The sequence below is a fragment of the Halalkalibacter sp. HAAS-P014 genome (assembly GCF_056619965.1).
Genome location: NZ_JBWQTV010000018.1, coordinates 13,627 through 27,923 on the forward strand (window position 1 = coordinate 13,627; position 14,297 = coordinate 27,923).

Consider the following 14,297-nt stretch of genomic DNA (forward strand, 5'->3'; position numbering starts at 1 on the left):
TCAGCAATCATTCTGATCAGATTGCTAGAAATGTATACATTGGAAAAAAAATTTTTTGAAATTAGTTTTCGACAAAGGGAATGGTTTTATGCATAGTTTTAAAACAAAAAATAAAAAGGCCCTAGAGTTCCCTCTAGAACCTTCCAGTATTTAATCTGCTTTTGCCATCATTTCCGATACGAACGGATCAACAGCCTGTATTTCCACACCTTGATAATAGTGATGAACAATGTCTGTATACTCCCTGCCTTCCTTGGCCATTCCGTCAGCTCCAAATTGGCTCATCCCAACTCCATGTCCCCACCCTCTAGTTTGGATCGCAACTTGGTCACCTTCACGCTGCCACTGAAAGTCCGATGAATCTAACCCCAATTTATCACGTACTTGGCGTCCGGTTAACTCCTTGCCATTAATCACGACTTTCGCAACTCGGCCCCCTTCTGTGCGTTCTACAATCGAACCGGCTGAGCCATCTTCAGGCATCGTCACTTTAAGCTTTTCTTCAAATTCTGAAACAGGGACAACCTTTTCAGCCGTAAACCGTGGCGATACCTGGTCCCACGGACTTTCTACACTACGTAAATACGGGATTTCATTTTCCCAGTAATCCTCAGAGTTTTCCGTATAGCCGTTGCTTGTTGAAAAGAACATCGCATCAATTGGCTCTCCGTCATATGTTAGCACCTGCCCTTGAGTAGACAGGACAGCTTCTTGAATTCTAGCCATATATAATTCATAATCAGAACCCCACTGCTCCCGGAGTTCCTCTTCGCTTTTATAAACTTGATGAGTAACCGTATCGGTAACCATCGCCCCATCTGGAAGCTCGCTTGTCGGGTGGAGCATATGCTTGACCATATAGGTTCTAGCAGTTAATGCTTGTGCTTTTAATGCTTCCATTTCAAAGTCAGCATGCATTTCTGACGCCACAACACCCATTACATATCTCTCTAAAGGCGCCTCCTCAATTTCCTCGGTTTGTGTTCGGAACACCGTCACCGCAACATCCTCATCTGGATCATAAGAATATTGGTTCTCTACTTCTTCAATTGTTACAGTACGCGTTACTGTCGTCGTACTCTCAGCAGGATCTGAATTGAATACTACAAGCATGGTTGGAATGATAAGCACAACAGTGCATAAAATAGTGGCTATTACGAGAAGTCGCTTCATGTCTGATCCTCCAAATTAAATATTCTGTCTAAAAAAGTATATGAGTGCTTGGCAGGAAATAGAACTCGTTCATATTGTTGCGTTTGTTTATTTTTGGGCAGGGGGTTGCAGGCGGTCCGGCTTTTTTTCGGGTGGTTCTGCTTGGTTTCCGGCCAACTCTGCTCCCTTTTCGGCCACTCGCTCTTTTTCCGGCCGGTTCTCCTCCCTTTCCGGCCACTTCTCCTCTTTTTCCGGCGACACCTCTGCATTTTCCGACCACTTCTCCTCTCTTTCCGGCCACTCGCTCTTTTCCCAGCTTTAACATCAAAAAAAGAAGCCTCGCCATGCGAGACTTCTTTCTTCCATTACATATTAGATTGATTTAATTTGAAGTGGAGCTGGAGCTTCGAGGTTTTCGATTTCCTCTTCTGTTTCTTCTACGATACGTTCAACGTCTGCTCCTAGTGCTTGGAGCTTGCCAGCTAGGTTTACGTAGCCACGATCGATGTGCTTTAATTCCATTACACGAGTGACGCCATCTGCGATTAGACCGGCAATGATCAAGGCAGCACCTGCACGTAAGTCTGTAGCAGATACTTCTGCTCCTTGAAGGTTATTCGGTCCAGTGATAATTGCTGAGCGTCCTTCGATTTTAATGTTTGAATTCATGCGACGGAATTCTTCTACATGCATGAAGCGATTTTCGAATACAGTTTCAGTGATCACACCTGTTCCGTCTGCTGCTAGCAATAAGGCCATCATTTGAGCCTGCATATCAGTTGGGAAGCCTGGATGTGGCATCGTTTTGAAATCAACTGGCTTCAGTTTATCTGGTCCGATCACGCGTAATCCATTTTCCTCTTCGATAATTTTTACGCCCATTTCCGTCATTTTTGCAATAAGTGGACGAAGATGTTCAGATAGTGCTCCTTCAACGAGAACATCTCCTTTTGTAATGGCAGCTGCTACCATAAATGTTCCAGCTTCGATACGGTCAGGAATTACTGTGTGCTCTGCTCCGACAAGTTCGTCAACGCCTTCGATACGAATTTCTCCAGTACCTGCTCCACGAACTTTTGCACCCATTGCATTTAAATAGTTAGCAACACAAACAATTTCCGGCTCTTCTGCAGCATTTTCGATAATTGTCGTTCCTTTTGCCATTGCTGCTGCCATCATAATGTTTTCTGTTGCCCCAACACTTGGGAAATCGAGATAAATTTTCGCACCTTGTAAACGTCCATCGATGCGCGCTTCAATAAAGCCATTTCCGATTTCAACCGTTGCTCCCATTGCCTCGAAGCCTTTTAAGTGTTGATCAATAGGTCTTGATCCAATTGCACAGCCACCAGGAAGCGCAATTCTCGCTTTCCCTACACGTGCAAGAAGAGGTCCCATAACTAAGAACGATGCTCTCATCTTACGGACATACTCAAACGGCGCTTCAGTCTTTAATGTTTTTTCAGCATTTACAAGGAACTGACCATCTTCATATTTAACATCAATATTTAAATTGCTTAAAACTTCTTTCATCGTGTATACATCAGCCAATTCTGGCACATCATATATGTGGCTTTTGCCGCGGCCTGCTAGGATTGATGCAGCAATTACAGGTAAGACTGCGTTTTTCGCACCCTCTACCTTGACAGTGCCGCGTAGCTGATTGCCACCCCGGACAATAATTTTTTCCAACGTATTCCCCTCCGCGTCTAAATTATAGTCTCTTCTCTATCATCAATATTCAGTCGTAATAATAGGCGTTACTATTGTCAACGTTGTCCCTACGCCCAATCATTTTTTTCTCTCTATTCATGCAACTTGGATAGGCCATGATTATTCTAAAATGTCCCTCTAAAAATACGCGGAAAAGGAGACAAACTGATCGACTCAGTACATCCAACCAATTCTGCAATACCTTACCATGTCTCATGAAGAGGAACTTGTATGTGGGTTGTCTAAGTGGAACTTAGAAAATTCTTATGCTATATTACATTCACATACAGTCCTTTTTGTTCCAAGTACCTGACACTTGACTAGGTATAATCTATGTTGGCTGCTGTGGTCTTGGATCAAGCGCATCCTTGAATCGATTTCAAACTACCCGATGGAGTATTATGTAAGTGAATCTCATCTTCTGTTTCACAAGTCACCAAAAGCACTTCCGGCTGGCTAACAAGCATGTAAATAAAAATTTTTCCTTCATCTATATACGTCTGGAAATATTTATTCGTTTCATAAAATTATGAAACTTGCTGTTGAATAACCGAAAAAAACAAATTTTGGTTCACTGAACATATATACCCACTCAATAAAAAATGAAACCAATCAAATAAAATCGCCATGTATCCATTCCGTTCTCCTCCCCAAAGGAAACGTTATTACTAACATTTTTTCCTTACAGGGCTCCAGCATACATGGAAGTTGTAGTCAAACTCGACAACACTTACTCCCACAAATAACGAAGCATTTGTGACGAATAAAGATAATCAAGGAAAAACTGACTAACCAACTGGGCAATGGCAATCGTCACGATTATCATTAATACTTTTGCCTTTGGACCATTTGGTTCTTTTACAAACAGATCAAATCGAAAAGATTGTAATGCCCACCATGTAACGCCAATAAAAAAGACATTGACCACGATATGTAAAATCGCTTGTTGTCCAAATCCGTCGAACATTGTCATTACTCCCTTACTTTTGATCAAAAAAATAATTGAAACCCCTTGTTCAAGGGCTAACAAAATTCAGCCCATTTTCCATCATAACCGATAAAAAGTAAAAAATCTATAGCCATATTCTAGTTGTTCGGACCTATTTTAGACCCTCACCAAGAAGGACGAATTACCCTTCTTGGTGAGGGTCTCTTTCCCTAGAATATTATACCCTGTCAAATCACCTTCTCACTCTTGAAAATACCACCAACTGTGTACAAAAACGCACATTTTTCCCTCTAGGTAAAGTTTTTCAATACGTTTTTGACAAGGTCATTACAGTTTCGTTACGTAATTTAACAATACACCTTTAGCTTATTACGAAAGCATAAAAATAAGACGCCTAAAAAGGCGTCTCATTGAAAATTATTTGCTAGCTACCTTGATACGGTTGATAGCACGTTTTAAGGCTAGTTCTGCACGTTTGAAGTCAATTTCGTCTTTTTTGTTTTTCTCAATGCGCTCTTTGGCGCGACGTTCTGCTTCGCGTGCACGGTCTACATCAATATCTGAAGGCAACTCAGCTGCCTCTGCTAAAATCGTTACCTGATCAGGGCGAACTTCAACAAATCCACCTGTCACGGCTACTTTTTCCACAGTGGTGCCTTTATTTAGGCGTACAGCTCCAATTGTTAATGGAGCAACGAGCGGGATGTGGTTTGGTAAAATCCCAAGTTCGCCATCAACTGTGCGAACTACAACCATATCCACATCTCCGTCATACACCTTGCCATCAGGAGTAACAACACTTACTTCGATTGTCGGCATTTGAAAACCCTCCTAAAGTAGCAAATCCGGGTTTTAATACAGATCAAGAGATGGATGATCTCTTGATCTTAAGCGTATAAGATTACGCCATTTGCTTCGCTTTTTCTACTACTTCTTCAATACGACCAACAAGACGGAATGCATCTTCAGGAAGATCATCATACTTACCTGTAAGAATTTCCTTGAAGCCTTTGATCGTTTCTTTTACTGGTACATAAGATCCTGGTTGGCCAGTGAACTGCTCAGCAACGTGGAAGTTTTGAGATAAGAAGAATTGGATACGACGCGCACGCGCAACAACCAATTTATCATCCTCAGAAAGCTCATCCATACCAAGAATTGCGATAATATCTTGTAATTCATTGTACTTTTGTAGCGTAGACTGAACTTGACGAGCAATTTCATAATGCTCTTCTCCAACAATTTCAGGAGAAAGTGCACGTGAAGTTGATGCAAGTGGATCCACCGCTGGATAGATACCCATCTCAGAAAGTTTACGCTCAAGGTTTGTCGTTGCATCTAAGTGAGCAAACGTTGTCGCTGGAGCTGGATCCGTATAGTCATCGGCTGGTACATAGATCGCTTGGATCGATGTAACAGAACCAACTTTTGTTGATGTGATACGCTCTTGTAATTGACCCATTTCAGTAGCAAGTGTCGGCTGGTAACCAACGGCTGATGGCATACGTCCTAAAAGGGCTGAAACTTCCGAACCTGCTTGTGTGAAACGGAAGATGTTATCGATGAAAAGAAGTACGTCTTGTCCATCGCGATCACGGAAATGCTCAGCCATTGTCAAACCAGACAGAGCAACACGCATACGTGCTCCTGGTGGCTCGTTCATCTGACCGAATACCATTGCCGTCTTCTTAATAACGCCTGAATCTGTCATCTCGTGGAAAAGGTCATTTCCTTCACGAGTACGCTCTCCAACACCGGCGAATACAGAGATACCACCATGCTCTTGAGCGATGTTATTAATTAATTCCTGAATAAGTACCGTTTTCCCTACACCGGCACCTCCAAAAAGACCGATCTTACCACCTTTGATATATGGTGCAAGTAAGTCAACAACTTTGATACCTGTCTCAAGGATTTCAGTTGTCGTAGAAAGCTCATCAAATTTTGGTGCTTCACGGTGAATTGGATCACGTTTTACATCTGCTGGAATTGGATCATTTAAATCAATCGCTTCACCTAGTACGTTAAATACACGTCCTAGTGTTGCGTCACCTACAGGTACAGAAATCGCCGAACCTGTGTCAACTGCCTCTGTCCCACGTACTAACCCGTCTGTTGAGTCCATTGCGATCGTACGCACTGTATTATCACCAAGATGCAAGGCAACTTCAAGTGTAACATTGACATCAACAGCATTAATTTCACTGCCTTTTTGTTCAATCACTAAGGCATTGTTGATTTCAGGAAGGTTTCCGCTGTCGAACTTTACGTCAACAACCGGACCCATTACCTGCGTAATGCGACCTTTATTCATAGTTTGTAGTCCCTCCTATTCGTTTACAATGAGAAGGCTGGAAGGGAGGTTGGGAGCGTTGCTCGTTTTCCAGCAGTGCTGGGTTCGGAGCGTTGCTGGGTCAGACCCCAACTTATATCGCGTAGTACCGGAATCTCTGCTTCTCATGGAGCATGAGTGAAATCGGTAGTTTGGCTTTTGGGGTCAGACCCTGTGTTTTGCTCTTTGGCCTAGACCCTTCCCTTCCTTTGCCTTTTGTTTCTATTCTAGAGCTGCGGCACCGCCGACGATTTCGGTGATCTCTTGTGTGATCGCCGCTTGTCGTGCTCGGTTGTATACTAATGATAAATCGTCTATTAGAGCTGTTGCATTATCAGTTGCAGCGCTCATCGCCGTCATACGTGCTCCGAACTCACTTGCTTTTGCATCAAGTAAGGCGCCAAAAATAAGGCTCTCGGCATACTGTGGCAATAAACGTTCTAAAATGGCTTGCTCAGACGGTTCATATTCATACGTTGTTGTTGTTACGCCTTCTGCAACATCAGATAGCGGCAACAATTTTTTCTCCGTTACTTCCTGTGTTAAAGCACTCACGAAGTGGTTGTACCAAATATACAGTTCATCAAAGAGGCCGTCAGCAAACATTTCAACCGTTGTTCTAGCAAGGTTTTTTACATCATTGAATTCCGGTTGGTCAGGCAAGCCTGTGATTTCTTGAATAATTGGCATATTCCTTCTTCTAAACATATCACGTCCGATTCGGCCGATGACAATAAGTCCGTACTCATCAGGTGATTTGTGACGCTTTTCGATCGTTTTAAGAAGTTCACGAGTTAAACCGGCGTTATATCCCCCTGCTAGTCCACTGTCAGAAGTGATAATAACATAGCCCGTTTTCTTCACCTCACGTTCTTCTAACATCGGGTGAGAAACTTCCGTAGAAGACGCAGCGATACTAGCGACTACCTCTCTAATTTTATCCGTGTAAGGTAAAAATGATTGGGCATTGGCTTGAGCTCGGTTTAATTTCGCAGCAGAAACCATTTGCATCGCCTTTGTAATTTGCATTGTCTTCTTCGTTGAAGTAATTCGTGCTTTTATATCTCGCATTGAAGCCATTTTTTTCACCACCTTTTCGCAAAACTAAACCGTTCTATCCTGTAAGACAAAACCACTAAAGCATTGTCTATTACGAATTAATTGCTAGATACAACAAATCCTTTTTTGAACTCACTGATCGCAGCTTTGAACTCATCTTCATCAGGAAGAGCACCTGTTGTGCGAATGTGATCAAGAATGTCTTTCTTGTTATGATCAAACCATGTGAAGAGTTCAGATTCAAAACGAAGAACATCTTTAACCGGAATTTCATCTAAGAAACCTTTTGTTAGTGCATAGATGATTGTAACTTGATACTCAACCGGTTGTGGTTTGTTTAAGTCTTGCTTTAATACTTCAACAGTACGTTGACCACGGTTTAACTTCGCTTGAGTTGCTTTATCTAAATCAGACCCGAACTGAGCAAATGCTTCTAGTTCACGGTAAGCCGCTAAGTCTAGACGAAGGGTACCGGCAACTTTTTTCATTGCTTTAATTTGGGCAGAACCCCCAACACGAGATACGGAAAGACCCGCATTTACCGCTGGACGAACACCAGAGTGGAATAAATCTGATTGTAAGAAGATTTGTCCATCTGTGATCGAGATAACGTTTGTTGGAATGTAGGCAGATACGTCACCTGCTTGTGTTTCGATGAAAGGAAGAGCTGTAATAGAACCTCCACCTTTTGCATCACTTAACTTCGCTGCACGTTCTAGTAAACGAGAGTGAATGTAGAATACATCCCCTGGGAATGCCTCACGACCTGGAGGACGACGTAGCAATAATGAAAGCTCACGGTATGCAGCAGCTTGTTTTGAAAGATCATCGTAGATGATTAAAACATGCTTGCCGTTATACATGAACTCTTCACCCATTGATACCCCTGCATATGGTGCTAAGTATTGCATCGGCGCTGGGTCAGATGCTGCTGCAGATACAACGATTGTGTAATCAAGAGCACCACGCGCGCGTAGTGTTTCAACTACTCCTGCAACCGTTGTTTTCTTTTGCCCAATCGCAACATAGATACAAATCATATCTTGATCTTTTTGATTCAAAATGGTATCGATCGCAATTGATGTTTTACCTGTTTGACGGTCCCCGATGATTAACTCACGTTGTCCACGTCCGATTGGAACCATTGTATCAATTGACTTGATCCCAGTTTGAAGTGGCTCATGAACTGATTTACGGTCCATAACACCTGGTGCTTTGTTTTCAATTGGACGAGTCTTTGATGTTTCAATTGGTCCTTGACCATCAATTGGCTGACCAAGTGGGTTTACAACACGTCCAAGCAATTCATCCCCAACTGGTACTTCCATAATACGGCCCGTACGTTTAACTTCGTCACCTTCACGAATGTCAACAAATGGTCCTAAAATAATAATACCGATGTTATTCTCCTCAAGGTTCTGAGCCATCCCCATTACCCCGTTTGAGAACTCAAGAAGCTCACCAGCCATAACGTTTTCAAGGCCATGAGCTAGTGCGATACCGTCACCAACACGGATAACTGTACCTACATCCTGAACTTGCACATCAGATTGAAAGTTCTCAATCTGTTGTTTAATAAGAGAACTAATTTCCTCTGCTTTGATGCTCATTGCTTTCACCCCTATTCTACTAGCGTGTTCCGGCTACAAGCCTACGCTCGATCTCATCAAGCTGTGCTTTTATCGTGCCGTCATATATGCGATCCCCGATACGGATCTTAATTCCACCGATTAGCTCAGAATCGACGATGTTTTTCACTTCAAGCTTTGATTTCTTTGCTTTTTTTGCAAAAACTTTTGCGATATGAGTTTGCTCTTTCTCTGACAGTGGCTTTGTCGAATAAACTGTCGCTTCAGCCATATCTTGAGATTCATATGCTAACTTTTTAAATTGATCTATCATCGGAACAAGGATGTCTGTTCGTTTGCGTTCAACCAACATAAGAAGTGTATTTAAGCTAATATCACTTAAACCTTTGAAGCTTTCTTGAAGAAACGTTTGTTTTTGCTTGATGGTTACTTTCGGATGAGTTAGGAATGAAACGAGTTCTGGCGTTGCCGAAACAACTTGTTTCACTGCTTGTAACTCTTCATTTACTTTTTTCAAGTCATGCTTTTCTTTAGCAAGCTGAAAAAGGGCTAAGGCATAACGATTTGCTACCGCTTGGTTGCTCATAGCTTATCGCCTACCTCTTTAAGATACTCATCAACAAGTTTCTCTTGTGCTTTCTCGTCTAGTTCTTTTTCAATAACTTTTTTCGCAATTAAAACAGATAGACCAGCAACTTGTTCACGTAAAGCTGTAACAGCTTGATCTTTTTCACGTTGAATCTCTGCTAAAGCAGAATCCTTCAGACGCTCAGCATTTTCACGGGCTTGGTCGAGGATTTCCTGACCTTGTTGCTCGCTCATTTTCTTCGCTTGCTGAACGATCTCTTGCGCCTCTACGCGAGCTTTCTCTAGCTCTTTGCGTTGCGATGCAATAAACTCCTCAGCTTCTTTACGAGTCTTTTCCGCTGAATCGATATTTTCATTAACCATTTCCTCACGTTTTTGCATTACACCTAGTAAAGGTTTAAGAGCAAACTTGTTGAGGAGAGCAAGTAATACTAGAAATGCGAATAGTTGATAAAGAATTGAACCCCATGGAATTTCAAACACTTCGATTCACTCCTTTCTTGGATGTGAAGATTAAAATCAAAATTTATACGACAATTAACGAAACGTTACGTAAATAATTCATAGTTACATAAGGAATGGCGAAGGTTCAGAGCCGAACGCAGTCGCCATTCATCATGATAATCCCGTCATAAGACGAGGTCCTTTTATTATTGGAATAATAGTAGGAAAGAAATAACGATCGCGATGATCGGAACAGCCTCAGCAAGAGGTACACCGATGAACATAAGTGTTTGTAATGTACCACGTAGTTCTGGTTGACGTGTTGTACCTTCGATTGTTGCTTTAACGATAAGTGCTACCCCGATTGCTCCACCAATTGCTGCTAAACCTGCTGCAATTGCAGCTCCTAATAATGCCATAGACATAATTCAACTTCCTCCTTAGATTTATCTAATATATTTTTTATAAAATAATGTCCTAGTTTCAGGACGGTGGTAACCTAATTAATGATGCTCAACTTTATGAGCCATGTAAACCATTGCTAACATTGCAAAAATGTATGCTTGTAGCGTACCAATAAACATACCGAACGCCTGCCAAGCGATTAGAGGTAGAAACCCTCCAAACATTCCTATCAAACCTGAAGTACCTAGACCGACTAGAAGTACCATTAGAATTTCTTTTGCATATACGTTACCAAATAGACGCATTCCAAGCGTTAACGTATTAGCAAATTCCTCGATAATCTTAAACGGCAAAAGGAAAGGTACTGGGCGAACGTAATCTTTGATGTATTCTCCAAACCCGCGAATCTTAATTCCATAATAGTGCGTTAAAATGATAACCATTGCTGCCATTGTTAGGGTAAGTGCAGGATCTGATGTTGGTGATTTCCACCAAACTTCATGTGTTTCCTTGTTATAAAATTCAAAAGGAAGCCCCAACATGTTTGCGACAAAGACATAGAACAAGAGAGTAAAAGCGAGAGCGAGAAATTGACCGCCGACTTTCCAGCCCATGTTTGCCTTAATGATTCCTCGTACGAAATCAATAAGCCATTCGATAAAGTTCTGCAAACCACTTGGTCTCATCGCAAGTCTGCGAGTTCCGAAAAAACAGATTAAGAATACAATCAAACATGTAACAGTCGTCATTAAAACTGTAGACATATTAAAGGTCAACCCAAAGTACTCCCTCATGGGTGCTATATGATCCATTAAATTTTCACCTCTTTCTACCAGATTCAATAAGTATATCTGTCATAATTATTATATAAATCAGGGCGAACCCTGCAATGACCGAGATTAGGTGTAAGTGTTCTGGAAATACGAGAGCAAGCCATACACACAAGATAGCCAGTCCCATACGAATTATGACACCAAACGTGGAAACAAAGTAGGAGAAAGGTGAAAATTTCTTCTTCCCTGTCGAGAACGCTCCGACCCACTTCACTTTCCAATAAGTTGTCCAAAGACTGACAGTACTAAAGATAAGCCCTACAATAAGGCCGAGGAATTGAGACGTAAACGGAGTTAAAACATAACCAATTGCAAAGAGGATAATCAGTATTGATACAATTTTCATATAGTGCTTCATTCTACCTTCAACTGGAATCATTTCTCTTTACCGTCTCCTAAAAAGGGCTTGATAACGTGTGACACGCCGTAAAAGCCAGTTGCAAGTCCCAACAACAGACATGTGATGAGGAAAAAAGGTTTTGCGCCAAATTGGTTCCCTAACCAAAGGCCGATAAACACTCCACTGACAGTTCCACCAACAATGTATGATGAAATAACAGAAACGAGAGCCATAGCACGCCACGGACTGCGCTTACCATCTGTCATGAAATATTTCCCCCTCTCAACTGACGTTGAGCCTATTTTTTCTATTATGTATGAAAACCTTCTCATTTAACATCCTTTGTAATCGTACAATAAGCGGAAACCTTGTGTCAATGCGTTTTCCCGTGAAATCAAAATTGTGTAAATTAAATTCACATAACTGTCAAAAAGGGACCAAAAATGTGTGGGGAAATAGCGGAGAGAATAGGGGTCAGACACCTCTGTATTTCTGTAAAGAGTTAAAGTGGGGACTGTCCCCTCTCTGTTGCTGTGATGCAATAGAGAGGGGACAGTCCTCCTTTCTTATGGTTGACCAATTGTGATGCTGGATTCGATTGTGTCTTCTTTTCCATCTTTTCTGGCATAGATGAGGACTTTATACGTTCCATCTTCTAAATCGATCTCATCCCACTCTTTTCCGATCATTCCTCGCCCGACATCTTTTTTGACATCGAGAAACTCAAGAAATTGGAATGTGTCGGCATCATATAAAGCAATCGCCACTTCTTCTGCACCGCCTGGTAAATACAGTTCATAGCGATATTCTCCAGGGTGGTCTCCATGTCCGAAATTAAAAGCCATCGCACGTGGATAGTCCGGTTCCTCAATGAAAAATACGTATGGAATAGAAATTGGCTCCCTTCCACCTTCGATAACGATGTCACCATGGTGGATTCCTTCTGCTAATACTGCCGGAAACAAATCTAACTCCACAGTCACTTCTTTCTTTTTTCCGGGTTTAATCTCGACTGAAAATGGCACTTCCCACTGCAATCCATCAGGTAGCTCAAATGGAGGCTTCACATGATAGGATCGCGTTTTTTCATCATGATTTTCAATTGTAAATGTTATTTTTCGTTTCTCACGTGGATCATTTTTGGACCACTTTCCAAATGTAACGGCACCCGGGTACGCGAGAGTCGTCGCTTCAACGGCTTTATCGACTTGGAGCCTGCCTGCTCCTTGCTCATATGGGTAATACGGCTCTCCGTCTTCATTGATTAATTTTACTGCCGTGTTCATTAAAGCTGCTTTAACTTGCTCCGGCGTCCAATTGGGATGAGCTTGCTTGACAAGCGCGGCTGCTCCGGCAACGTGTGGGGCCGACATACTCGTTCCATTTAGTCCTAAATACCCTTTGGGAACTGTGCTATCGATTGCCACACCCGGAGCGACCAAGTCCGGCTTGACATCCCATGTATGAGTCACAGGACCACGCGAACTAAAAGGGGCGATAAAATCCTCCTCTTCGCGATAAATCGTTCGCGCATACGGGGTCTCTTTTTCATCTTCCATTTGTTCAAGTAACCACTCACCGTCTTCTTTTGTAATGCTTACGACAGGGAGCTTTAATCCTTGTTCAACTGCTCCTACAAAAGCTCCTGGTAAGTTGTTGTAAATCAACACGGCTTTTGCTCCATTTTCCATCGCATACATTGCTTTTTCTGAAAAAGGGATCATTCCTCTTTTTACGAGAACGATCTTACCTTGAACATCGATGTCATCCCACTCTTCTTGCAAGCCGTAACCAGCATCAACAAGCTCGAAATCTCTTTTTAACGTCCAAGGAAGTGTTCCTCCGATTGGAGATAATGAAATTTCTTTGTCTTGACCAGCAATTGTGACATACGGTGTTTTTATTGGTGGCGCTGATGCACCGACTGATATCGCTTTTGTTGATGTACCAGGAGAACCAACCGTCCACATATTCGGACCACTATTACCGTTAGAAGTAACAGCGACAATACCTTCTTCAACAGCCTTATCAAGCGCAACACTCGTCGGCCAATCCGGACCATTCACTGTATTACCAAGCGATAAATTAAGAACATCGACTTCGTCTTCAATCGCTTTTTCAATCGCTTCAATGACTTGTTCTGTCGTCCCCTGTCCTCCAGGACCAAGTGCTCGGTACGCATATATATCGGCTTCTGGCGCGATGCCTTTTACCTGTCCATTTGCCGCAATAATGCCGGCAACATGCGTTCCGTGAAGCGTCGGTGGGCCTTGTGAAGCGACCGTCTCCATTGGGTCATGGTCGTAATCGACAACATCATAGCCACCTTTATAATTATCCTTTAAATCAGGATGGTGGTAATCAATGCCGGTATCGATGACAGCGACTTTGATCCCCTTTCCTGTTAAACGCTCTCCTTCTGGATCAAGTATGCCACGCATTTTATCGCCACCGACGAACGGCACACTCCCATCAAGGTTCGCTTTATATTTGACGACTTTATCAACTCGTTCTACCTCTTGCAGCTCTTTGAGCATATCAACTTCGCTCTCTAATACTTCTATTGAAAAACCGTTAAGTGCTCGTTTAAAGGTCTTTCTAACATTACTCGAAGGAAAAGTTGAAGTGACTCGCTGTACAGCCTCCTCGACTTCACCATCTGTTGTCACGATAACAACAACCTTTTCATCCGATGATGGCTGTTCCACTTTTCCTACGGTTGGGATCTCTGGGTATATGGCAGCCTGAACCGAGCTAAGACTGACACTACTTGCTATTGTCAATACTAACAAACATGCAATTAATCGTTTCACATCCATCTCCCCCACCATTTTGCATATGTAGATAGTATGGACAGCAATGAAAAAAAAATGCAAAACAATTTAGAGGGGTC

General features: G+C 42.3%; 14 protein-coding genes. All 14 read right to left on the reverse strand.

All coding sequences use genetic code 11. The features are described from left to right. Nucleotides 1-150 precede the first annotated feature (150 nt). Nucleotides 151-1,173, reverse strand: coding sequence for a stage II sporulation protein D (gene spoIID / locus AC1FXZ_RS15510; RefSeq protein ID WP_480055251.1), 1,023 nt, complete (start codon nucleotides 1,171-1,173; stop codon nucleotides 151-153). 351 nt (nucleotides 1,174-1,524) lie between these two features. Continuing rightward, nucleotides 1,525-2,844: a UDP-N-acetylglucosamine 1-carboxyvinyltransferase gene (murA, locus tag AC1FXZ_RS15515; protein ID WP_480055253.1), complete on the reverse strand. Its 1,320-nt coding sequence runs from the start codon at nucleotides 2,842-2,844 to the stop codon at nucleotides 1,525-1,527. 751 nt (nucleotides 2,845-3,595) lie between these two features. Beyond that, nucleotides 3,596-3,832, reverse strand: coding sequence for a DUF1146 family protein (locus AC1FXZ_RS15520; RefSeq protein ID WP_480055255.1), 237 nt, complete (start codon nucleotides 3,830-3,832; stop codon nucleotides 3,596-3,598). Between the two features lie 399 nt (nucleotides 3,833-4,231). After that, on the reverse strand, nucleotides 4,232-4,633 hold the full coding sequence (locus AC1FXZ_RS15525) for a F0F1 ATP synthase subunit epsilon (protein WP_480055257.1): 402 nt from the start codon (nucleotides 4,631-4,633) through the stop codon (nucleotides 4,232-4,234). Between the two features lie 82 nt (nucleotides 4,634-4,715). Further along, a complete protein-coding gene (gene atpD / locus AC1FXZ_RS15530) occupies nucleotides 4,716-6,128 on the reverse strand; it encodes a F0F1 ATP synthase subunit beta (RefSeq protein ID WP_480055259.1) in 1,413 nt (470 codons plus the stop codon). 240 nt (nucleotides 6,129-6,368) lie between these two features. Further along, nucleotides 6,369-7,226, reverse strand: a complete 858-nt coding sequence (gene atpG, locus AC1FXZ_RS15535) for an ATP synthase F1 subunit gamma (protein ID WP_480055261.1) — start codon at nucleotides 7,224-7,226, stop codon at nucleotides 6,369-6,371. A gap of 77 nt (nucleotides 7,227-7,303) precedes the next feature. Beyond that, entirely contained in the window at nucleotides 7,304-8,815 is a 1,512-nt protein-coding gene (gene atpA / locus AC1FXZ_RS15540; protein WP_480055263.1) for a F0F1 ATP synthase subunit alpha, read from the reverse strand. A 19-nt stretch (nucleotides 8,816-8,834) separates the two neighbouring features. After that, nucleotides 8,835-9,380 carry a F0F1 ATP synthase subunit delta gene (locus AC1FXZ_RS15545; RefSeq protein WP_480055265.1) on the reverse strand — a complete coding sequence of 182 codons (546 nt, stop codon included), beginning with the start codon at nucleotides 9,378-9,380 and terminating at the stop codon, nucleotides 8,835-8,837. Continuing rightward, entirely contained in the window at nucleotides 9,377-9,865 is a 489-nt protein-coding gene (gene atpF / locus AC1FXZ_RS15550; protein ID WP_480055267.1) for a F0F1 ATP synthase subunit B, read from the reverse strand. The genes AC1FXZ_RS15545 and atpF overlap by 4 nt, the downstream gene beginning before the upstream one ends. Before the next feature lie 167 nt (nucleotides 9,866-10,032). Next, entirely contained in the window at nucleotides 10,033-10,245 is a 213-nt protein-coding gene (atpE, locus tag AC1FXZ_RS15555) for a F0F1 ATP synthase subunit C (protein WP_480055531.1), read from the reverse strand. An 84-nt stretch (nucleotides 10,246-10,329) separates the two neighbouring features. Further along, entirely contained in the window at nucleotides 10,330-11,043 is a 714-nt protein-coding gene (gene atpB, locus AC1FXZ_RS15560; RefSeq protein WP_480055269.1) for a F0F1 ATP synthase subunit A, read from the reverse strand. Between the two features lie 7 nt (nucleotides 11,044-11,050). After that, the gene (locus AC1FXZ_RS15565; RefSeq protein ID WP_480055271.1) at nucleotides 11,051-11,443 is read right to left on the reverse strand and encodes an ATP synthase subunit I; all 393 of its coding nucleotides are present in this window, start codon (nucleotides 11,441-11,443) and stop codon (nucleotides 11,051-11,053) included. After that, entirely contained in the window at nucleotides 11,440-11,670 is a 231-nt protein-coding gene (locus tag AC1FXZ_RS15570) for an AtpZ/AtpI family protein (protein ID WP_480055273.1), read from the reverse strand. Before AC1FXZ_RS15570 ends, AC1FXZ_RS15565 begins: the two co-directional genes overlap by 4 nt. 300 nt (nucleotides 11,671-11,970) lie before the next feature. Beyond that, entirely contained in the window at nucleotides 11,971-14,223 is a 2,253-nt protein-coding gene (locus AC1FXZ_RS15575) for a S8 family serine peptidase (RefSeq protein WP_480055275.1), read from the reverse strand. Between the last annotated feature and the right edge of the window lie 74 nt (nucleotides 14,224-14,297).